The sequence below is a fragment of the Saccharothrix sp. HUAS TT1 genome, from assembly GCF_040744945.1.
Lineage (GTDB): Bacteria > Actinomycetota > Actinomycetes > Mycobacteriales > Pseudonocardiaceae > Actinosynnema.
This window is the reverse complement of sequence record NZ_CP160453.1, coordinates 2157945-2179481: the sequence shown is the minus strand read 5'-3', so window position 1 is coordinate 2179481 and position 21537 is coordinate 2157945. Positions and strand designations below refer to the sequence as shown.

Annotated in this window: 16 protein-coding genes; 7 read left to right on the top strand and 9 right to left on the bottom strand. The window is 72.4% G+C overall.

Annotated features, from left to right (window positions below; genetic code table 11):
- Nucleotides 1–96: 96 nt before the first annotated feature.
- From AB0F89_RS10745 to AB0F89_RS10725, 5 genes are read right to left on the bottom strand one after another with little or no spacing between them, the layout of a single operon-like run.
- Nucleotides 97–1563, bottom strand: a complete 1467-nt coding sequence (locus AB0F89_RS10745; protein WP_367135036.1) for a TNT domain-containing protein — start codon at nt 1561–1563, stop codon at nt 97–99.
- Entirely contained in the window at nt 1560–2030 is a 471-nt protein-coding gene (locus AB0F89_RS10740) for a hypothetical protein (RefSeq protein WP_367135034.1), read from the bottom strand. The genes AB0F89_RS10745 and AB0F89_RS10740 overlap by 4 nt, the downstream gene beginning before the upstream one ends.
- Nucleotides 1993–8028, bottom strand: a complete 6036-nt coding sequence (locus tag AB0F89_RS10735; RefSeq protein WP_367135032.1) for a glycohydrolase toxin TNT-related protein — start codon at nt 8026–8028, stop codon at nt 1993–1995. Before AB0F89_RS10735 ends, AB0F89_RS10740 begins: the two co-directional genes overlap by 38 nt.
- Nucleotides 8029–8039: 11 nt before the next feature.
- A complete protein-coding gene (locus tag AB0F89_RS10730) occupies nt 8040–8351 on the bottom strand; it encodes a WXG100 family type VII secretion target (RefSeq protein WP_367135030.1) in 312 nt (103 codons plus the stop codon).
- Complete coding sequence (locus tag AB0F89_RS10725; protein WP_367135028.1) at nt 8348–8851, bottom strand: YbaB/EbfC family nucleoid-associated protein; 504 nt, start codon at nt 8849–8851, stop codon at nt 8348–8350. Before AB0F89_RS10725 ends, AB0F89_RS10730 begins: the two co-directional genes overlap by 4 nt.
- A gap of 110 nt (nt 8852–8961) precedes the next feature.
- Between AB0F89_RS10725 and AB0F89_RS10720 the strand changes: the two genes are divergently transcribed.
- The 4 genes from AB0F89_RS10720 to AB0F89_RS10705 are packed head-to-tail and all read left to right on the top strand — an operon-like array spanning nt 8962 to nt 12270.
- Nucleotides 8962–10170 carry an MFS transporter gene (locus AB0F89_RS10720; RefSeq protein WP_367135026.1) on the top strand — a complete coding sequence of 403 codons (1209 nt, stop codon included), beginning with the start codon at nt 8962–8964 and terminating at the stop codon, nt 10168–10170.
- The gene (locus AB0F89_RS10715) at nt 10163–11092 is read left to right on the top strand and encodes a DMT family transporter (RefSeq protein ID WP_367135024.1); all 930 of its coding nucleotides are present in this window, start codon (nt 10163–10165) and stop codon (nt 11090–11092) included. The genes AB0F89_RS10720 and AB0F89_RS10715 overlap by 8 nt, the downstream gene beginning before the upstream one ends.
- A gap of 16 nt (nt 11093–11108) precedes the next feature.
- Nucleotides 11109–11957, top strand: coding sequence for a bifunctional methylenetetrahydrofolate dehydrogenase/methenyltetrahydrofolate cyclohydrolase (locus tag AB0F89_RS10710; protein WP_367135022.1), 849 nt, complete (start codon nt 11109–11111; stop codon nt 11955–11957).
- A gap of 19 nt (nt 11958–11976) precedes the next feature.
- Nucleotides 11977–12270 (top strand): DUF3017 domain-containing protein, encoded by a 294-nt coding sequence (locus tag AB0F89_RS10705; protein WP_367138814.1) that lies wholly within the window; start codon nt 11977–11979, stop codon nt 12268–12270.
- On the opposite strand, the gene AB0F89_RS10700 is transcribed toward AB0F89_RS10705, so the two are convergent.
- Nucleotides 12267–12830: a TetR/AcrR family transcriptional regulator gene (locus AB0F89_RS10700; RefSeq protein ID WP_367135020.1), complete on the bottom strand. Its 564-nt coding sequence runs from the start codon at nt 12828–12830 to the stop codon at nt 12267–12269. The two genes, AB0F89_RS10705 and AB0F89_RS10700, sit on opposite strands and share 4 nt — an antisense overlap.
- Before the next feature lie 69 nt (nt 12831–12899).
- On the opposite strand from AB0F89_RS10700, the gene AB0F89_RS10695 reads away from it, so the two are divergent.
- Nucleotides 12900–13466 carry a dihydrofolate reductase family protein gene (locus AB0F89_RS10695; protein ID WP_367135018.1) on the top strand — a complete coding sequence of 189 codons (567 nt, stop codon included), beginning with the start codon at nt 12900–12902 and terminating at the stop codon, nt 13464–13466.
- A 336-nt stretch (nt 13467–13802) separates the two neighbouring features.
- Here the strand turns inward: AB0F89_RS10695 and AB0F89_RS10690 are convergent, their stop codons facing one another.
- The 3 genes from AB0F89_RS10690 to AB0F89_RS10680 are packed head-to-tail and all read right to left on the bottom strand — an operon-like array spanning nt 13803 to nt 18960.
- Nucleotides 13803–17129 carry an error-prone DNA polymerase gene (locus AB0F89_RS10690; RefSeq protein ID WP_367135017.1) on the bottom strand — a complete coding sequence of 1109 codons (3327 nt, stop codon included), beginning with the start codon at nt 17127–17129 and terminating at the stop codon, nt 13803–13805.
- On the bottom strand, nt 17129–17386 hold the full coding sequence (locus tag AB0F89_RS10685; protein WP_367135015.1) for a hypothetical protein: 258 nt from the start codon (nt 17384–17386) through the stop codon (nt 17129–17131). Before AB0F89_RS10685 ends, AB0F89_RS10690 begins: the two co-directional genes overlap by 1 nt.
- Complete coding sequence (locus AB0F89_RS10680) at nt 17386–18960, bottom strand: DNA polymerase Y family protein (RefSeq protein ID WP_367138812.1); 1575 nt, start codon at nt 18958–18960, stop codon at nt 17386–17388. Before AB0F89_RS10680 ends, AB0F89_RS10685 begins: the two co-directional genes overlap by 1 nt.
- 543 nt (nt 18961–19503) lie before the next feature.
- Here AB0F89_RS10680 and AB0F89_RS10675 point away from each other — a divergent pair.
- On the top strand, nt 19504–19734 hold the full coding sequence (locus AB0F89_RS10675; RefSeq protein ID WP_367135013.1) for a hypothetical protein: 231 nt from the start codon (nt 19504–19506) through the stop codon (nt 19732–19734).
- A gap of 862 nt (nt 19735–20596) precedes the next feature.
- On the top strand, nt 20597–21490 hold the full coding sequence (locus AB0F89_RS10670; protein ID WP_367135011.1) for a hypothetical protein: 894 nt from the start codon (nt 20597–20599) through the stop codon (nt 21488–21490).
- The last annotated feature ends 47 nt before the right edge of the window (nt 21491–21537 follow it).

The window sequence follows — 21537 nt, the reverse complement described above, 5'->3', positions numbered from 1 at the left end:
TGAACATCTTCCCCCGCGACTCCCCGTGCCCGCACGGGACCCCGCTGCGCCGAACGGACCAATGACGCCGGGCGACGGCCCCCGGACGCTTGGTGCCTAGTGCTGGACCGCCGCCGCGGCCACCTCGACCAGGCTCCCGTCGGCCAGCAGGTCGCGCACGGAAGTGGCCAGGAAGTAGCCCACGCCGCCGCCGACCTGCCCGAACCACGGCACGGCGACGCCCTTCAGCGCGGGCACCGGCTTCTGCACCCGGTACACGTGGTAGCGGCGGTTCAGCCAATCCGGTGGCAGCGAGCGGTGACCGAACATCGTGCCCGAGGCGTAGACGAGGTTGCCGACGTCGGCCCCGAACCGGTCCAGCTCGACGCCGACCGGGATGACCACGTTCTCGCGGTCCCGGAACAGCGACAGCGGCGGCTCGTCGGGCAGCGGCTGGATGTCGGCGACCGGCAGGACCAGGGCGCCGGTGTCGGCCGCGGCACGCGTCCGGTCCGGGTCGACCTGCCACAGCAGCTCGGCGAGCAGCACCTTCGCGGCGTCCACGGCGTGCTCGTAGACGCGCGGCCGGCCGTGCGGGCCGCGGTCGGCGTCCCAGAACTGGACCTGCCAGCCGGACCGGCCGGGTGCGGGCTCGATCACGAACGCGTCCGGCTTCGGCTCGGCGATGCCGTACGCGGACTCCGGCACCCCGAAGTGGTCGAGCAGGGCCTTGAGGCGGTCGAGCGCGCGCTCGTCGGCCTCGGTGACCGTCCGGGGCTGGTGCTCGGGCAGCGGGGCGCTCTCGGCCTTGCCGGTGGCGACGGCCGCCGCCGCGTCCTCGGCCTCGGGCGAGACCGGTGGCACGGTGTAGCCGTTGTCCCGGATGTGCTGCACCAGCTGCGGCACCGGCGGGACGTGGTGCTCGCGCAGGTAGTAGGCCACCCCACCGGGCCACACCCAGGCGCCGTCGGTGTGGAAGGACAGCGGCACGGACGGCGTCGCACCCGGGTCGAGCGCGTCCGGCCCGTAGGAGCGCGCGGCCAGCACGACCGGCGCGTTCTCCAGGTAGGCCAGCACGTCGTCCAGCTCCTGCGGGTGCACGCCCGGCCGGTCGCCCGCCACCGGTTCCGGCCCGTCGAACACCGGCGCGGCGATCACGTCGCCCCCGACCGGGCCGCGCAGCCACGCCGGGACCACGTCGCGCGGGTAGACCTCCAGCTCCTCGGCGTAGTACTCGGGCGAGGGCGGCTGCGTCCAGTCCGGCTCGTTGTCCCGGTCGAACTCCGCCGAGTACGTGTCGGGGTGCACGAGGTGGAACTTCATCGACAGCCACGTGCCCTGGCCGGGTCGCGCCATGCCGTCGCGCAGCTGCACGAAGAACGGCAGCGCCTCCGGCGGCAGCTCCCAGTCGAACGACGAGCCGAACATGGTCAGCCCGGAGACCTGCGTCTCCAGGTAGCGGCCCACCATCCGGAAGTCGACGAACAACTGCTCCCAGTCGCCCGGCAGGCGCTGCACCAGCAGGGTGGTGACGGAGCCGAGGATGGCGTTCTGGTCCTCGACGTCCAACTGCGGCGCGGTCATGCGTTCTGCTCCTCGGTGCTCGCCTCGACCAGCTTGGCCCGCAGCCAGTCGGGGGTGTACGCCTCGTCACGGGGGAAGACCTGGAGGTCGCGGGCGAAGTCCGCGGCGGGCACCGGCGGGTCGAACTGCGGGTCGTGGTCGAAGTTGTAGGTGATGTCGATGCGGACCGGCGCGTTCACCACGCACCGCGCCGAGAACCACGTGCCGCGACCCGGCTGGTACAGCACCTGCCGCATCTCCTGGAACGCCGCGTTCAGCCCCTCCGGCGGCACCACCTCGGGGGTGGCGCCGTCGGGCAGGTAGACCTTCAGCGCCGCGTCCTGCACCGCCACGGTCATCCGCACCAGCAGGTCGATCCGCCGGAAGCCGTCCGGAGCAGCGTCCAGCAGCATGCCGCCGATGTGCTGCAGCAGCTCGTCGTGGCGCTGCTCAGAAGTCGGCCGGCCAGAGGGCTGCGTTGTGCTCATTGGGGTAGCTCCTGACGTAGATCCCGGTGGTGCCGTCGGCGAGCGTCACACGCCACCGCGTCTGGTACGTGTGCGGGTGGCGCTGCAGCGGGTCGCGCAGTGCGAACGTGTCGATCACCTCGACCGTACCGCCCGATTTCATGAAGCTCGCGCGGTCCCGCTCCATCCGGTGCCACGTCTCGGCGGTGACGAACGCCGGGCGCGCGTTGCCCTGGTTCTCGTCGCGCTGCTGGCTCGACTGGTTCGCCGCCTCACCGGGACCGCCGGTCTCGTTGCCCTGGTGGTGACCGCCGTCGGACAGCTTCTTGCCGTCGCCGTCGACCTCGCCGTGGCTGCCGACCTCGAGCTGCGCGCTGCCGTCGCGGCGGATCGCGCCACCGGACCTGAGATCGGGCCTGCCCGTGGTCGCGACCGTCTCGCCGTCGCCGTTCGTGCGACCGCGCCACGCGTCGTTGTCGGCGACCAGCACCGCGTTGGGCAGCGGGTTGTTCAGGTCCGGGCTGAACGGCCGGAACGTGTGCACGTGCGAGGCCGTGCCGTCCCCGCCGGTCTGGAACGTGCCGTAGCCCTGCTTCTTGTGGTCGTCCAGCACGAACCGGGTGTTCGGCGGCAGGTCGGCGCGGGCCGCGAACGGGTCGGCGTTGTTGAACGGGCGGGTCACCGCGGCCCGCTGCTCCGGAGTCCACCCCGACGTGTCGCCGCTGACGACCTTGACCGAGTAGGCGTACCCGTCGTCGGTCTTGGTGCGCTGCACGGCCAGCTGCACCTCGCCGTTGGCGGGGGTCGGCCAGCTCTGCGCCGGGTTCAACGCCTTGCCCAGGCCGTAGAAGCCGTCGGACGTGACCTGCGCGTGCGCCGGGGCCTGGGTGATCTCGGTGTTGACCCGGCTGCGCTGGCCCGAGTGGGTGTCCTCGAACACCACGTGCCCGGACTCGTCGGTGAGGAACCGGCCGCGGTGCTGGCCGTGCTCGTCGGAGACCAGGTACTCGGTGCTCGGGTCGTGCACCTGGCCGGGCCGGCTGAACGGCTCGCCCTGCCCCAGGTCGGTGAACGGGGTCTGCCGGGTGGTGGTCGGCTCGGTGCGCTCGACCGCGGTCTGCGGGTGGCCCTGCGCGTCGGTGGTGAACTCCTGGTGCAGCGGGCCCCGGTCGATGTTGTAGTTCGTGCCCTGCGAGGTGTGCATCACCTCGGGGTTGCGGGCGTCGGTGGACAGGTAGTCGGGGGCGGCCACCCACCTCGGCTTGCCGTCGGCGTCGGTCTGCACCGTGCCGCGGTACGTGCCGTCGGTGTCGTGGACCTCCATCCGCGTGTTCGGCGGCAGGTCGGTGCGGGCGGTGAACGCCTCGCCCGGCCGCGGCGCCAGCGGGTGGTCGCGGTCGATCACCTGCCGGCCGTTCGCGGGCTCCGGGATCGGCTCGATGATCACCGCGCGGTCGATCGGGACGACCCGGTCGCCGATCTTGACGCTGTCCTGCGCGACCTGGCGCGTGCCGTCGGCGTTGGCCACGAACGCGTCCTGCCGGTGCCCGACCTCCACCCGGTAGTGGGCGTTCGGCGCGGGGTGCTTGACCTCGGGGTTGTCGCCGTGGCGGGTGTTCGGCGCGATGGCGTCGACGTGCGCCCGGCCGTCGGCGTCGACGTGCACGACCGTGCGCACGTTGCCGTCCTCGCCGACGATCGTGATCCGGGTGTCCCTCGGCAGCTCCTGGCCCTGGAAGAACGACTGGTCGTCGCGCAGCCGGACGTGCTGCTCGTGCGTCGTCTCCGGGGCCGACCACGGCTGCTGCACCTGCGGCTCGATGTCGAGCCGGCCGCGGTGCGCCTGGTCGTCGACGGCGAGGTCGCCCTTGGGCTCGTGGCCGGGCGGCATGCCGTGCTCGCCGACGGGCGCGTGCGTGCCGTCCGGCTCGAACGCGTGCCAGCCGCCGTCCGGCGGGAGCTTCGGGCCGGTGCCCGCCTCGTTCGGCGAACTGGCGTAGACGTTGCCGTGCCGGTCCGACCAGGCCAGGGTGTCCGGCGCGAAGACCCGCTGACCGGTCTCCCTGGCGACGTGCGCGGCCAGGCTGTTGTCGCCGCCCGCGCCCGCGTCGCAGCCGACCAGCGTGATCGGCCGACCGGCGAGGTCCGGGTGGTTGTTGATCAGCTGGACGAGTTCGTCGCGGGTGTAGCGGGTGTCGCCGACCCGGACGCCGTCGCCGTCGGTGTGGACGTCGAGGACGACCTGGCCGTCGGTGGCCGGGATGCGGCCGGACAGGTCCCGCAGGCGGTCCTCGGTGTGCAGCGCGACACCGGAGTCGGTGACCTGGCTGTTGCGGATCGCCTGGTCGACGCGCTGCGACACCTCGCCGAGCGGGATCGGGCCGTTGGGCGAGACCGGGCCGAGGTCCGGGGTCGGCGTGGCGCCCGGGTGGTCGCTGAACGCGCCGGCCTGCGCGTCGGCCACCGTCGCCACGTCGGGCCGGAGCACGGTGCCGTCGGCGTCGAACGTGCCGAAGTCGGGCGGCAGCACGCGGCCGTCGGCGGGCGGCACGTCGACCTCGTGCAGGACGCCGAGGTCCAGCAGTCGCTGGACGCTCATCTTGCCCGTGGCCGGGTCGGCGAGGGCCGCGTCGAGGACCGGCTGCAGCTGCCGCGCGCCGCCGTTCTGGTCGAACGCGGGCGCGACCTGGGCGAGTTCAACGGTGAGCGGGGCGTCCAGGACGTAGACGTGGTAGCCCTTGCCGAGGCTGTCCGGCATGATCGCGCGCTCGCCGAAGCCGTACGCCTGGCCGTCCGGGCGCAGCGGCGAGAGGAAGTCGCCGTTGGGGCTGCCGAACCGGTCCAGCACGGTGCCCGCGGGCAGTTCCACGACGACGCGCGCGCCGTCCGCGCCCTGGTTCGGCGGCCAGTCGATGCTGCCGTCGGGCTTGGAGTGGGCGTCGCGGAACGACTGGTAGTCGCCGTGCGGGCCGTAGGGCTGGTAGGTCGGTTCGACGAGGGCGGCGGCGCGCTGGTCGTACGTGCCGACGGACTGGTCGGTGGGGCCGGTGCTCTCGTGGACGGCGAAGTAGTCGCCGTTGTGGGAGAAGCCGGGGACGACACCGGCAGGCTGGTTCCAGACGTTCTTCTGGGGGAACGGATCCGCCGCACTGCCGGTGCCGGTGCCGGTTTCGCCCGGTGCTTCGGCGGGCCACTCGTGGCTGGACGCCGGGGTGTGCTGGTCACCGGGCTCGCCGACCAGGTCCGTCGGCCCGTCGGCGGTGTCGGGCGGCGTGCTGTCCGGAGCCGGCCCATCGGCAGGCGGGGTCGTGTCCAGGGGCGAGGTCGTGTCCGGGGACGAGGTCGTGTCCGGGGTCGGGGAAGGGTTGTTGCTGGACGGCGCGGGACCGTCCGTGCCGCCGCGAGCCGCAGGAGCCGGTCCGTCGACGCGGATCGGCGCGGTCGACGGCGCGGTCGACGGCGGGGTAGGACGCGCGGCGGTCTCCGGAGTGCGCGCAGGCGCCGAAGCCTCCGGACGCCCCGGTGCCGCGGGACCACCGGGCTGCGGCCCGAACCCGCCGGGCTGCGGCCCAAATCCACCGGGTTGAGGTCCAAACCCACCAGGCTGCGGCCCGAACCCGCCGGGCTGGGGCGTGGGTGTCGTCGGCGGCGCGGTGGACGCGGGCCCGCGCTGCTCGGGCATGGACACCGGACCGGCGTCCGGCAGCGAGTGGACCGGCATCCCGGTCAACGAACTCGCGTTGACCGCGTCATCACCCCGAACACCCAGGTCCGGCCCGGACGAGGCGGTGCCGGGGTCAGCCGCGAAGCCACTCGCCAACGGCACACCGCCACCACGCCCACCACTACCGCCGCCAGGCGCCCCGCCGGCCGCACCGGCCATCGGAGCTCCCATCGGGGCCCCCATAGGAGTCCCCGCCGGTCCAGTCGCAGGCGTTCCAGCACTCGGGCCGGCAGGCACGTGCGTCCCACTGCCGGTCCCACTGCCGGCGGGCGCGGAACCATTAGGAGCGGAACCAGTAGGCACCGCCCCACCAGGCACCGGACCGCCAGGCACCGAACCACCGGCGGGCACCCCACCAGGCACCGGACCACCGGGGACCGGCCCACCGGGCACGGGTCCCCCGGGCGTCGCACCAGGCAGCGCCCCACCAGGCGTCGCACCAGGGACAGGTCCACCAGGCGTCGCCCCACCAAGCGGCGGACCACCCGGCGTCACACCACCAGGCGTCGAGCTACCGGGCACAGGTCCACCAAGCGGCGGACCACCGGGCGTCACACCACCGGACGCCGGGCCACCAGGCACAGGTCCACCAGGCGTGGAACCACCGAACGGCGAGCCACCCGGCACAGCCCCACCGACAGGAGCACCCCCAACAGCAACGCCACCCGGCATCGCCACACCAGGCCGAACACCGGAAGTCGCACCAGGCGCCGACCCGGGCGTCGACCCAGGAGCCGCCCCGGAAGCCGACCCCGAACCCACCCCGGGAGCAGCACCCGTCCCAACCGGCGAAGCCCCCACCGAACCGGGCGCGAACGCCGACCCACCCGGCACCGGCCCGCCGGCCGGCATCCCACCGGGCATCCGCCCAGCCGTCCCACCCGGAGTCGACCCGGCAGCCGTCCCACCAGGAGCCGTCCCACCAGGAGTCGACCCACCCGGCGCACCACCCGGAACCAACCCACCCGGCAGCCCGACCGGCGCGGAACCGCCGGCCGTGCCCAACCGGCTGCCGATGGAAGGCCCGGACGTCCCACCACCGGGCAACGTCGGCACCGCAGCACCACCGCGCCCGCCGGCCACCCCACCCGGAGCGGCGCTCAACGACGAAGGCGCAGGCGCGGACGCAGGCGACGAGTCACCACCCACCGACGGCGGCGCGCTCACCGGCCGCCCGGGAGCGGGCGGCGCGGCCACCGCAGACGACGTGGTCGTCCCGCTCCCGCCGAGCGGCCGGTCCAACCCGTCACGGCTCACCGCCGGCCCACCGGGCGCAGAACCACCCGGCGCCACTCCACCGGGCGTCGCACCACCAGGAACCGGCCCGCCCGGCATCGCACCACCGGGCGCGGCGCCACCCGGAACCGGCCCACCGGCAGCGGGTCCGGGCGCCGGACCCGGCGCCGGACCGAGGTTCGGCGGCCCGTCCGGTCCACCGGGGTTGATCCGCGGCGGGTCGACCGAGATGCCGTCCTTCGCCCCGCCGATGCCACCGGACACCGCGCCGGCCGACGCGCCCATCAGCACGTCCCGCGCCGAGATGTCCTGTCCCAGCACGGCCGCCGTGCCGACCGTCGACACCGCGCCCTCGACCGCACCGCGCGTCGCGCCGACGACCACCTGCCCGGGCAGCCCGCCGCCCTGGAACTTCAGCCCGCCGGACAGCCCGCCGACCGCGCCGGACACCACGCCGGAGACCGCGGCCTCGGTCGTCTTGCCCCAGTCCCACGACTGCCGGTCGCCGCGCGCCACCTGCACGGCCTGGATGGCCGCGTCGATGCCGACCGAGATCGCGACCTCCTTGAGGATCGCGATGATCAGCTGCCGGAACGTGAACTGCACGATCAGCCGGGTGGCCTGCTGCGCGATCGGAATGCCCGCCGTCGTCGCGCCGAACGTGCCGAACGCCGCGGCGATCAGCGCGGCGATCTCGATCGCCAGCGCGATCAGCGACGCGATGATCGACAGCTTGGTGTACTCCACCTCCAGCGCGGTGTTGTCGCAGCTCTCCGCCAGCTGCTCGCAGATCTTCTGCAGCTTCGGCAGGTAGGAGTCGTCGCCGTCGGCGAACTTCTTCCAGTACTCCTCGAACCGCTGCACGGCCTCGCCGGTCTGGCTGGCGAACACGGTGGACGCCGCGCCGTTGCCCTCGTCGATGACCGACTTCACGCCCTGCGCCGCCGTGCGGTAGGCGTCGGCCATCCGCCGGAGCGCCGTCTCATCACCCTCCGGCCAGCTCTGCCCGACCACGATCGGGAAGAGCCAGGTGACCTCGCTCGGGATCTCGATGCCCACCGCAGTGCCCCTCAGTAAGTCCGGGAGATCCCGGTCGCGTTGCCCTGGTCCGAACCCTCGTACGCGTCGGCGGTCTGCTCCACGCCGGTGCGGATGTCGTCCAGTGCCTGCGCGAGGTTCTGGAACGCCTCTAACGTCGCCTGCGAGTTCGGCACGTACTTCTGGGCGAACGCCTGGCCGGACTCGTCACCACCCCAGCACTGCCCCTCGGCCTGCAGCGCCGAGCTCAACGCCTGCAGCACGCCGCCGAGCGAATCACCCGCCGCCCCGAACTGGCCCGCGCCGCGCCGCAGGCCGGGCACGCTGACATCGAACCCGCTCACCAGTCGCTCCTGTCCATGACGCTGTCTCCGTTGTCATCGTCCGAAGGCGGCGCGGTGCGACGCGGTGGCGCCGACGACTTCGGCATCGCGGGTGGCTGGGGGATGAGGTCGGCCAGCGACGGCACGCCGGGCAGCAGCTCCGACAGGTCGATGCTCGGGCCCTGCTGCGCGGGCGCCAGCACCTCGTTCAGCTCGGTCCGGGCCTTGGCCACGGCCTGCTGCACGGTCTCGGTGACGAGCCTGGCCAGCTTGTCCGGCGTGGTGCGCTCGAAGGCGTTCACGGAGAACTCCAGGGACGTCAGCGCGCCGGCGGAGTCGACGGTGGCGCGCACCGAGCCGTCCCTGGACACCGCGGTCGCCGTGATCGCCATCGCCTGCGCCTGGGTCTCCCGCAGGTCGTCGGTCTTCTTGCGCAGCTCGGTCAGGAGGGAGTCGACCTGCTCGCGCATGGCGGCGTTCCGCGCCTCCAACTCGGCCCGTCGTCCTGTCGGATCGGTCACAGGGGTCCCCTCGGTGAGCGGCGTGCAGAGGTGCAGACGCTAACCGAGGCCGGCGGGTTCCCGCGGATATTCGGCACCGGATTGTCGGGGGGTGCGGGCAGAGTGGCACCGTGCTCCGTCCGTACCGGGAACTCGCCGCGATACCCCACCTGCCCTGGCTGCTGGTGTGGTCGCTGATCGGCCGCATCCACCTGCCCGCCACGCCGCTGGCGGTGTCGTTCCTGATGGCCGGGTGGACCGGCTCGTACGCGCTGGCGGGCGTGGTCGGCGGCGCGTTGACGCTGGGCATGGGCGTGGCGGGGCCGGTGCGCGGTCGGGCCGCGGACCGCAGCCCGGCCGGTCGGCTGCTGCGGGTCACCGCATCCGGTTACGCGGTCGGCATCGCGGTGCTGGGCCTGCTGCCCGCTCTCACGCCGGGTTCGGTGTGGCCGTTGGCGGTGGTGGTGGCGTTCCTGACCGGGCTGTCCATGCCCCCGGTGACGGCGATGAGCCGGGCGAGCATCCCGCGGTTGACGAAGGGGTCGGCGCAGTCGGCGGTGTTCACCGTCGAGGCGTCGATGCAGGAGGTCATGTACATCGCCGGGCCCGCGCTGGCGGCGGTCGTGGTGGCGGTGTGGGACGCCCAGGTCGCGCTGTGGCTGTGCGGCGCGTTGGCGGTGCTCGGGGCGCTCGGCTTCGCCGGTGCGCTGCGGCGGGCCGGGGTGGACCAGCCGGTGGTCCGGGAGACCCCGCGCGGCGGGCGGACGCTGCTGCGCGACGGTTCGCTGGTGCTGGCGCTGGCGTCGGCGCTGTTCATGGTGACGTCGCTGGTCTCGATCGACATGGTGATCATCGCGTGGGCTCGCGACCTGGGCAGACCCGCGATGGCCGGGGTGCTGACGGCGGTGTGGGGCGTCGGGTCGGTGGTCGGTGGGCTGATCGCGGGCGGGTTGGCCGGGCAGGCCAGGTTCCCCCGGCGGATGCTGTTGATGGCGCTGGGCGTCGCGCCGCTGGTGCTGGTGCTGCCGCCGGTGCGGGAACCGTCGTCGGTGTGGTTGGTCGGGCTGGTGCTGGCGGTGGGCGGGCTGGCGATCGCGCCCGCCATCGCGGCCAACAACCAGCGGATCAGCGGGCTCGCGCCGGACGACCGCAAGGCCGAGGCGTTCGGTTGGATGGGCACGTTCACCACGGCGGGATCGGCGTTGGCGCAACCGCTGGCCGGGACGCTGCTGGACCACGTCGGTCCGGCCGCGGCGGCCGGGGCGAGCACGGCGGCGGCGCTGCTCGCCGCGCTGCTGGCGAGTCGGGTGCGCGATCGGAAGGTGGTTGCGGTTGGGTGACCGGGTCCGGCTGGTCGGCGGGCTGCTCGCGTTCGTCGGCGGGGTCTTCCTGGCTGTTCAGGGCAGGTTGAACGGCGAGTTGGGGCACGTGTTCGGCGACGGGTTCCTGGCCGCGCTGGTGTCGTTCGGCGGCGGGTTGGCGCTGATGTTGGCGATCGGGCCGACGACGGCTTCCGGGCGGGCCGGGCTCGTGCGGCTGCGGTCCGCGCTGCGGTCCGGCCGCATCCGCTGGTGGCAGTGCGCCGGTGGGGCGTGCGGCGCGTTCTTCGTGGCCACGCAGGGGTTGACGGTCACGGCGCTCGGCGTGGCGGTGTTCACCGTGGCCGCGGTGGGCGCGCAGGCGGTGAGCAGCCTGCTGGTCGACCGGGCCGGGATCGGGCCGGCCGGTCGGGTGGACCTGACCTGGCCGCGGGTGGCGGGTGCGGCGTTGGCCGTGGCGGCGGTCGCGGTGGCCGTGTCCGACGAGGTCGGCGACCCGTCCGCGCTGTGGCTCGCGCTCCTGCCCGCCGTGGCCGGCATCGGGCTGGGCTGGCAGCAGGCGGTGAACGGGCTGGTGCGCGAGGCGGCGGGGAGCACCCGGGTCACCACGCTGGTCAACTTCGGCACCGGCACCGCCGTGCTGCTCGTCGTGTGCGTGGTGGACGTCGCCCTCCGCGGGTTCCCGACCGACGCGCCCAGCGAGCCGTGGTTCTACGCGGGTGGCGCGCTCGGGATCTGCACGATCGGGTCGGCCGTGCTGGCCGTGCGGTGGCTCGGCGTCCTCCTCGTGGGCCTGTGCCAGGTCGCCGGGCAGCTCGTCGGCGCGCTCGCGGTGGACCTCCTCGCTCCCGCCGCAGGTGGGCAGGTGTCCGCGCTCGCGCTGGTCGGCACGGCGTTGACGCTGCTCGCGGTGGCGGTCGCCGCGTTGCCCGCCCGGCGGTGATGAGAGGATGAGGCACGTGACTGCGACGATCCTCAACGGCAGGGCCACCCGGGACGCGATCTTCGAAGACCTGCGCGCGCGGGTCGCCGCGTTGCGCGCGCGGGGGGTGACGCCGGGTCTGGCCACCGTGCTGGTCGGCGACGACCCGGGCTCGCGCTCGTACGTCCGGGGCAAGCACCTGGCCTGCGAGAAGGTCGGCATCACGTCGATCCGCCGCGACCTGCCGGCGGACACCACGCAGGCGCAGCTCGAAGAGGTCGTCGACGAGCTGAACGCCGACCCGGCGTGCACCGCGTACATCGTGCAGCTGCCGCTGCCCAAGCACCTCGACCCGAACCCGATCCTGGAGCGCATCGACCCGCGCAAGGACGGCGACGGCCTGCACCCGGTCAACCTGGGCAAGCTCGTGCTCGGCGACGAGGCCCCGCTGCCCGCCACCCCGCGCGGCGTGGTGGAGCTGCTGCGCCGCTACGACGTGCCGCTGTCCGGGGCGAACGTGACCGTGGTCGGTCGCGGCGTGACGGTCGGCCGGCCGATCGGGCTGCTGCTGACCAGGCGTTCGGAGAACGCCACCGTGACGCTGTGCCACACCGGCACCAAGGACCTCGCGGCCGAGGTCCGGCGGGCGGACGTCGTGGTCGCGGGCGCGGGCAGCCCCGGCCTGATCACCGCCGACATGATCAAGCCGGGCGCCGCCGTCGTGGACGTCGGCATCACCCGCACCGAGGCCGGCCTGGTGGGCGATGTTCACCCGTCCGTGGCCGAGGTGGCGGGCTTCCTCGCGCCCATCCCCGGTGGCGCGGGTCCGATGACCATTGCGATGCTGCTGACCAACACGGTCGAGGCAGCCGAGCGCACGGCCTGAGGCGGAAGCGGTGGAGTTGTTGCCTGAACAGCGCTGGCGGTCCGCGGCGGGCAAGCACCTGCCGTTCGCGCTGGTGCTGGCCATCGTCGGACTGGGCCTGGTCCGGGTCGTGCAGTACCACTGGCGGCAGGGCGCGGTGCTGATCGGCGCCGCCCTGCTCGTCGCCGCCCTGCTGCGCGTCCTGGTGACCGACGAGCAGGCCGGCCTGATCGCCATCCGCAGCCGCAGCGTGGACGCGCTGCTCTACTCGGGCCTGGGCATCGCCGTGCTCTTCGTGGCGATGACCATCATCGGCGGCCCCCTCGACCGCTAGGCCCGCTCGACCAACGCCTCGATCAACCTCGTCATCTCCTCCTCGGGCAGCACTTCGGGCAGGGTCAGGTGCTCCACCATCAACCCCGTCATGGCCAGGTAGAGCGAGACCACCGTGGTGCGGTCGCCGGGTAGCCCCGCGTCCAGGTGGAAGCGGACGTTCTGCTCCAGGTTGTCGCTGATCGTCCTGGTCAGCGCCGCCTGCAGCTCCGGCCGCCTGGTCGCCTCCAACCGCAGCTCCAACAGCGCCAGGTACCCCGTCCGGTCGACCTGCAGCCGTTGCAGCAACTCGTGCATCAACCGCACCACGAGGCTCTTGTCCGGCGGCCCGGCCATCGTCTCCGCCAACCGCCGCGCATCCGGCGTCAACCGCACGTGGATGTGCTCGCCGACCTGTCGCAGCAGCTCATCCCGGTTCGCGAAGTAGTTCGACGCGGTGCCGCCGGGCACCCCCGCCTCCTGGTCGACGGCCCGGAACGTCAACCCCCGCGCACCCTCCCGCGCCAACACCTCGACGGCCGCATCGACCAACGCCGTACGCCTGGTCGGGTTACTCCCCATGATCCCTCCTTGACAACCACTCCAACCATAGTACTACAGTCACAGTGGTAACCAACCCAAGGAGCCAAAATGCGAACCCTGACCTACTTCGTCGCCACCACCCTCGACGGCTTCATCGCCGACCAGAACGGCGGCTTCAACGACTTCCTCTTCGAAGGCGACCACATGACCGCCCTCTTCGAGGAGTACCCCGACACCCTGCCCGCCCAGGCCCGCCAAGCCCTCGGCATCGACACCCCGAACAAGAACTTCGACACGGTGATCATGGGTCGAGCCACCTACCAAGTCCCAGGCGGCCCACCGAGCCCTTATCCCCACCTACGCCAATACGTGGTCTCGACCAGGCTCGCCACCACCCCACCCGACGTCCACGTCGTACCGGACCCCCTCACCAAGATCCGCGAACTGAAATCCGAGGACGGCCTGGGCATCTGGCTGTGCGGCGGCGGCCGCCTAGCCGCCACCCTCCTCCCCGAAATCGACGAACTAATACTGAAGGTTCACCCCATCGTGCTAGGCAAGGGAATCCCCCTCTTCGCCGCCGACTCCCCCACCACCCACTTCACCAAATCCTCAACCAGAACCTTCGACACCGGCGTCATCTTCACCAACTACACCAAAACCGACCCCACCTAACCCCACCCCATACCCACCACCGCCACACTGACCGCCAAACACACCACCCTCACTCCCACCCCTCACACCACTCGCCACACCACCGCCACAACGGACCCGCCGCCCACCCACCGAGGCTCGATTTGACATGGGTTCGGGTGCCATAGGCTGGTCGAAGCCGGCAGGCCTGGCGGGACGCTTTACCCCGCCGGGCCTGCCGGCTTTGGCCTGCATAGGGCGCCCGTAAGGGCCCCATGTCAAATCGAGCCGGCCCCTCCCCGGCCCCTAACCCCACCGCACCCCTACCCCACCCACCCACCCACACCCACTCACCCACACTCACTCACTCACACTCACTCACCGAAAATCCCGCGACCGAGACGGCACCCTCAACTCCAACCGCTGCAACCGCTCCGCCCGAACACTGATCACCCCTTCCGCCGACTCAACCACCCCTCGCACCAACAACGCCGAACTGCTCCGAGCAACCTTCCGATACCGAGCCCACAACCCCGCAGTGCACACCACGTTGACCATCCCCGTCTCATCCTCAACATTGAGGAACGTGACACCACCAGCAGTCCCGGGCCGCTGCCGGTGCGTCACCGCACCACCGATCAACACCCTGCCCCCATTCGCCACCTCGACCAGATCCGCAACAGCCAGAGCCCCAAGCCCCGCCAACCGCTCCCGCACGAACTGGGTCGGAAAACTGTCCGGCGACAACCCCATCGCCCACACATCGGCAACGGCCAGCTCAACCTCATCCATCCCAGGCAGAACAGGAGCCTCAGCACCAACAACCATTCCCGGCAACCGGTCGGGGCGAACCTTCGCCACCACCCCCGCCGACCACAACGCAGCACGCCGATCAAGCCCGAAACAACCGAACGCACCCGCCGTGGCCATCGCCTCCACCTGCGCAGTGGTCAGCCGAACGCGAGCCCCGAAATCCGCCATATCCACAAAAGAACCACCCCTCCGCGCCTCCACCACACCTTCCGCAGCCACCTCCCCGATACTCCGAATACCGCTCAGGCCGATGCGCACAGCCTGAGCACCGTCCACCACCTCAAGGGTGGCGTGCGGAAGGCTCGCATTGACATCAGGACCAAGCACCCGCACACCGTGCCGACGCACATCGGCGACCAATGACTGAGGGGAGTAGAAACCCATGGGCTGAGCACGAAGCAACGCCGCGCAGAATGCAGCCGGGTGGTACAGCTTGAACCAGGAGCTGACGAAGACCAGGTGCGCAAAGCTGAGCGCGTGACTCTCCGGAAAGCCGAAGTTGGCGAACGCCAACAACTTCGCGTAGATGCTCTCCGCCAACTCCTGGCCGATACCCTTGGCCTTGGCGCCTTCGTAGAAGCGCTCACGGAGGCGTTCCATGCGGTGGGTGGAACGCTTGGCGCCCATGGCGCGGCGCAGTTCGTCGGCCTCGGCGGGGCTGAAGTCGGCCACGTCGACGGCGATCTGCATCAGCTGCTCCTGGAACAGCGGCACGCCAAGGGTCTTCTTGAGGGCGCCCTCCAGCAGGGGGTGGTCGTAGTCCCACTCCTCCTGCCCGTTCCGGCGGCGGATGTAGGGGTGCACCGAGCCGCCTTGGATCGGGCCGGGGCGGATCAGCGCCACTTCGACCACCAGGTCGTAGAACGTCCGCGGCTTGAGCCGGGGCAGGGTGGCCATCTGGGCGCGGCTCTCCACCTGGAACACCCCGACCGAGTCGGCGCGCTGCAGCATCTCGTAGACGCGCTCGTCCTCCAGGTCGAGGTCACCGATGTCGACCTCGACGCCCTCGTGCTCGCGCACCAGGTCGATGGCGTAGTGCAGGGCCGACAACATCCCCAGACCGAGCAGGTCGAACTTCACCAACCCGATGGAGGCGCAATCGTCCTTGTCCCACTGCAACACCGTGCGATCGGCCATCCGGCCCTTCTCGACCGGGCACACCTCGCTGACCGGTCGGTCGCAGATGACCATGCCACCGGAGTGGATCCCGAGGTGGCGGGGGAAGTTCTCCAGCTCGGCGGCCAACTCCAGCACCGGCCGGGGTATGCCTCCTCCCGCCACCCCGCCTTCCTCCACTGTGGACCGGAGTGGGCCCCAGCGCTCGATCTGCTTGCTCCACGCGTCCTGCTGGCCGACCGAGTAGCCGAGTGCCCGCGCCACGTCCCGGACCGCCGACCGGCTGCGGTAGCTGATGACGTTCGCGACCTGGGCGGCGTGCCGTCGGCCGTACTTGCGGTAGACGTACTGGATGGCCTCCTCACGGCGGTCGGACTCGATGTCGAGGTCGATGTCGGGAGGGCCGTCGCGGGCGGGGGCCAGGAATCGTTCGAAGAGGAGGTCGAAGCGGACCGCGTCGACGTTGGTGATGCCCAGGGCGTAGCAGACCGCGGAGTTCGCGGCCGAGCCGCGGCCTTGGCACAGGATGTCGTTGCGGCGGCAGAACGAGACGATGTCGTGCACGACGAGGAAGTAGCCGGGGAAGTCCAGCTCCTCGATGATCTTCAGCTCGTGCTCGACCTGCCGGTACGCCCTGGGGTTCTCGCCGATCGAGCGGTACCGGCGGGCCGCGCCGGCGTAGGTCAGCTCGCGCAGGTAGCTGTTCTCGTCGTGGCCGGGTGGCACGTCGAACGGCGGCAGTCGCGGTGCGATGAGCCTGAGGTCGAACTGGCACTGCACGCCGAGCACCGCCGAGCGGTGCACCGCGCCGGGGAACCGGGCGAACCGGCGGGCCATCTCCTCCCCGGACCGCAGGCACGCGGTGCGGCCGGGTGGCAGCCAGCCGGTCATCTCGTCCAGGCTGCGCCGGGCGCGCACCGCCGCCATCGCCGCCGCCAACCGGCCGCGCGAGGGCACCGCGTAGTGCACGGCGTTCGTCGCCACGGTCGGCAGCCGCAGGTCGTGGGCCATCGCCCACAGCAGGTCGTTGCGCGGGCCGTCCTCGGGGTAGCCGTGGTCGGTCAGCTCCACGAACACCCGGTCCGCGCCGTACAGGTCGACCAGCCGGCGCAACTGCTCGAACGCCGCCTCGGGGCCTTCCCGGGCCAGCGCCCGGCGGACCGCTCCCTTGCGGCAGCCGGTGAGCACGACGCAGTCGTCCCGGGTGTCCGCGACGACTTCCTCCAGCCGGTAGACCGGCCGTCCCTTCTCGCTGCCGTCGGCGAGCTGGCCGGTGGTGATCGTGCGGCACAGGGCGTGGTAGCCGTCGGGGCCGGTGGCCAGCAGGAGCAGGTGCTCGCCCTCCGGGTCGGGCACACCGCTCTGCGGCGCGGTCAGCCCGAGGCTCAGCTCCGTGCCGAACACCGTGCGCACACCCAGCTCCTTGGCCGCCTCGGCGAACCGGACCACGCCGTACATGCCGTCGTGGTCGGTCAACGCCAGCCCGTCGAGGCCGAGCTGCTGCGCCGCCTCCACCAACTCCTCCGGGTGGCTGGCGCCGTCGAGGAAGCTGAAGTTGGAGTGGCAGTGCAGCTCGACGTACGGCACGCGGGCGCGGGTCGAACCGAGGTCGTCCACCTTGACCGCGAAGTCGGGCGGCGCCTCGTAGCGGTCGCGGCGGTGCGACCACACCGGGCCGTCGCCGCCGTCGGGAACCGGCACGTCGTTCGCCGGCCAGGTTCCCGTCAGCGCGCGTTGCAGCTCGGACCAGCGGACCGGTGGGTTGTTCCACCCCATCAGCGCGTGTCGTCGGGCGCCCGGCGGGGCAACGGAACCGACCACACCGGGGCCGGTGGCAGCCGTGCCGGCAGCCAGCCGAAGCTCACCACGTAAGCCGGTCCGCTGCGCTGTTCCGGCACGTCCTGCCGATCCGCGCCGCCGTCCAACGCACCGCCGCCCAGCCCGGAATCCTCCAACCACGCAGCCAACCCACGCCTATCCCTCTCACGCCGGTCCCGCTCATCGCGGTCCGGCTCGAAGAAGTCACCGCTCATCAGTCGTACACCCCTTCAACCGCCCACTTCCCGCCCGCGCGGATCAGCAGGAACGCCTGCTCTTCACCGTCCGGCGCGGTACCCAGCACTTGCAGTCGTGCACCGCGCATCGCGGTCTCCGCGTCCCACCAGCGCTCGTCCACCGGCCAAGGTCCCGACCACGCCACCACCTGCCGCGCCCGACCGGCGTGCACGATCCGGTGTGGTCGCACGACCAGCTCGGCGTAGCCGGTGACCACGACGTCCGCGCCCGACTCGTCCAGCAGCGCCGCCGGTTCGGGCTCGGTGAACACCGTCGCGGGTGACGGCGCGGGCAGCTGTCCGGGCCACGGCTGGTCGGGGTCCGCCGCCGGGGTGCGCTCGTCACCCCACGGCACCAGCCGCACCCGTTCGACCGGCCCACGTCCGCCGCCGAGCACGGGCGTGAGCACGGCGTCCGGTCCGAGCAGGCCCTGGACGTGCACCATCGCGCGCGCCGCGCGTTCCGCCGCCTCGCCCTGGTCCCGCCCGGCGCCCGGCCACAGGCCGAGTTGCAGGGCGGTGGCGTCGACCACCTCTTCGGGGTCGAGCCGGAGCAGGTGGATGCCCGCGGTGAGCCGGGCGCGGGTGAGCCAGCCGTCGAGCTGCCAGCGAACCCGGTCGGCGATGCCCTGCGGGGTGAGAGGTTCGGCGCAGCGCCACACCCGGTGCAGCTCCTCGCCGTTCTCGGTGGTGGCCCGGATGCCCAGGCGGGTGCAGGCCAGGCCGCGGTCGGCGAGGTTCGTGTGCAGGCGGTCGGCGAGGCCCCTGGCCGCGAACGCCGCCGCGTCGACCCGGTCGATCGGCGGGTCGAGGTCACGGGTGACCGACAGCTCGGGTGGCGGTCGGCGGCGGGAGCGGGGGCGTTCCTCCAGGCCGGCGGCCAGCCGGTGGGCCGGCACGGCGGCCCGACCGAAGCGGGTGGCGACGTCGCGCTCGGGCACGGCGGCGAACGCGCCCAGCGTGCGCAGGCCCAACCGGCGCAGCAGGTCGACCAGTGCGGCGCGGTCCTCGCGGCGTTCGGCGGGCTGGTCGAGTTCCCGGATGCCCAGCGGCGCAAGGAACTCCCGCGCCCCGCCGGGCGGCACGATCACCCCGCGGTGCGCGGCCAGGGTGGCGGCGAACAGCCCGTCGGCGACCCCGACCTGCGCCTCGACTCCGGCGTGCGCCGCGACGTGGTCGACCAACCGCTCGGCAGCCGCCTCCGCGGACCGGTAGTACCCGATCGGTCCGCGGGCGGCGACGACCACCAACCCCGGCCGGACCACCTCGATCCCCGGTGTCAACTCCTCCACCGCCGCCGCGACCGGCTCGAAGAGGCGGGCGTCGCGAACCTCGTCGTGCTCGAAGACGACCAGCTCGGGACACCGCCCCTGCGCCGCCCGCCGTCGCATCCGCCGCCCCACCCCTTCCGCTCGTGCGACGGCGGAACAGGCGACGACTTCACCCGCTTTGACGACGGCGGCGGGCACGTGCGGCGGGAGTGACGCCTCCGCTGAGGCCGCCACCACCGGCCAGTCAGGGCACCAGACAGCGAGCGTGTACAGGGAATTCACCTCTTCGAGGGATTTCACGAGCCCGAACCGCACGAGATCACACCGCCTGGGAACTGGTCGGGGACGGCGCAGTGGCCGAGGTGGACGGAACGGGCCAGAGGGGCGGACTGCAAGGTGGTGCGGCCGGAAGCAGTGCGGCTGAGAGCGGCGTGGCAGAAAACGGTGCTGCAGCCAGCCGGAGTGCGACCAGTGCGGCGGCGGCCAGTGGTAGCGCGGCGGCCGGGTGAGGTGTGGCGGCCAGATGAGGTGTGGCGGCCGGGAGCAGGGCGGCGATCGGGGACGAAGCGAGAGCGGCCGGGGATAACGCGGTGGCTGGAGGTGATGCGGGGGCCGGGTGGCATGCGGCGGTCGGGAGCGGCGCGAGGGTGGACGGAAGTGGAGCGGTGGCAGCCGGAAGTGGCCTGGCAGCCGGGAGTGGCGCGGTGTCCGGGAGTGGCGCGGCGGCTGGGCACGACATGGCCGCCGGGAGCGACGCGGCGGCAGGGCGCGACGCGGCAGCCGGAAGTGAGGCGGCGGCTGGGAACGGTGCGGTGATCGGGAGCGGTGCGGTGGCAGCCGGGAGCGACGCGCGGGCCGGAAGTGGCGTGGTGGCTGGGCGCGACGTGGCGGCTGGAGGTGGCGTGGCGGCCGGAGGTGGTGTGGTGGCAGGGCGCGACGCGGCAACCGAGAGCGGTGTGGTGGCAGCCGGAGGTGGTGCGGTGGCAGGAAGTGGTGTGGTGGTTGGGGATGGAGCGGTGGCTGGAAGTGGTGTGGTGGTTGGGGATGGAGCGGTGACTGGAAGTGGTGGGTGGGTTGGGGTTTGGGTCAGGTTGAGAGGTGGAGTGGGGAGGGAGAGGGTGGTGCGCTGGGGGTGGGAGGCGGCGCCGCGACCGGTTGTTTCGATGGTCAGGGTGCGGTTCGACAGCAGGCCGTGGCCGGTGGAGAGGCCGGTCCACCGGGTGGGGGTGGCGGTCAGGGCGATGTCCGAGCCCGGCCACGTGGTGGCGAAGGGCAGCAGGACCGCCTTGCGGTGGCGGGCTCTGGCGGAGAGCTTGCGCGCGGTCGACTGGGGGACCGGGGTGGCGGTGGCGACCAGGTCGAAACCGTCCAGCAGGGCCGCCACGGTCTTCTCGACCTCGCCCTGGTCCCTCCCAGGACGAGGGACCAGGGCAAGTCGATGGACGGCCACTCCGAGCTCGGCCGCCGCGAGTGCCCCACACCGCGGCAGGCCGACCACGGCCGCCCAGCACCCTTCCGCTGTCGCCGCGGCCATCAGCGCGAGCAGCAACGATGTCGACCCGCGCACCGACACCGTGCTGCCCCGCCGCAGGCCGCCCCACGGGAGGAGCCCTGCCAGTTCCCCGCGAACCGGCAGGGCCAGAGCCGGTGCCGTGGCCAGCTCGCTCGCCGCGCCTACCCCGAGCGCGGTCAGCGTCGCCGTTGCCGACCTGGACACCCGCCCTCCTCCCACTGATCCGCGCGCACCCCTGTGCGCGGATCGCCGTGGGAAGTTCGGCGACCTGTCTGTCGAACATCTGTTCGAACGACGTGGTGATCTTATCGTGAGGGAGGCACCTGCTGTCAATGCCGTGGCCGTTCCACGATCGGGTGGCCGGCAGACTGCTGGACGGGCACCGATCGGCGACACGGGGGGACCGTGAACACACCGCAGCACCCGCAGCAGAACCCGCAGGATCCGCAGCACCAGCACAACTGGCAGCAGCAACAGCAACAACCGCACCAGCAGCAGCCGCCGCACCAGTACCAGCAGCAGGGGTTCGGTCAGACCGGACCGCAGCCCGGCTTCCCGCCGCCCGGCTACCCACCGCAGGGCCCGGCCCAAACCGGTCCCGGCCAACAGGGCCAACAAGTCCGACAGGGTCCACAGTTCCAACAGGGCCAACCGGGTTACCACCCGTACGGCCCGCAGCCGCCGAAGAAGAACCGGACCGGGCTGGTCGTCGGCATCGTCATCGCGGTGGTGGTGCTGGCCGTGGGCGGTGTCGGCGCGACGTTCCTGCTGGACTACCTCGACGAGCCGGGCGGCGGTCCCGGCGAGCAGCCGATCGCCGAGTGCGACCTGAGCGCCGACCTGAGGTCACAGGCCCACGTCAGCAGCTTCCGCCTGATCGAGAAGCCCCCGGAGGGCGAGGGCCTGAAGCGCTGGAACTGCCAGTGGAACCAGACCGAGGGCAAGGACGGCCGCGACCCGCGCAACCTCAGCTTCTACATCTACGACTTCAGCCGGCTCCACGCCGACCCGGAGCGGAACGTCGAGCAGGCGGAGAACTCCTACGACGAGTTCAAGTCGTTCGCCAACGGCCTGGCGGGCAAGCCCGTGGACGGCCTCGGCGACGAGGCGATGCTGATCATCGAGCCGACGCCCCGCGACTCGATCGACGTGAAGCTCATCGCCCGCGAGGACAAGGTGGTCTGGAACATCACCTACAGCGGGCGGGACAACGGCTTCTTCGGCGACTCGGCGATGCCGCTGGCCGACGCGGAGGCCGTGGTCCGCAAGACGGCCGAGGAGCTGGTCGCGAAGCAGTGAGACGCCGGGGGCTCCCCGTCCACCGGAACCAGCCGGTCGACGGGGAG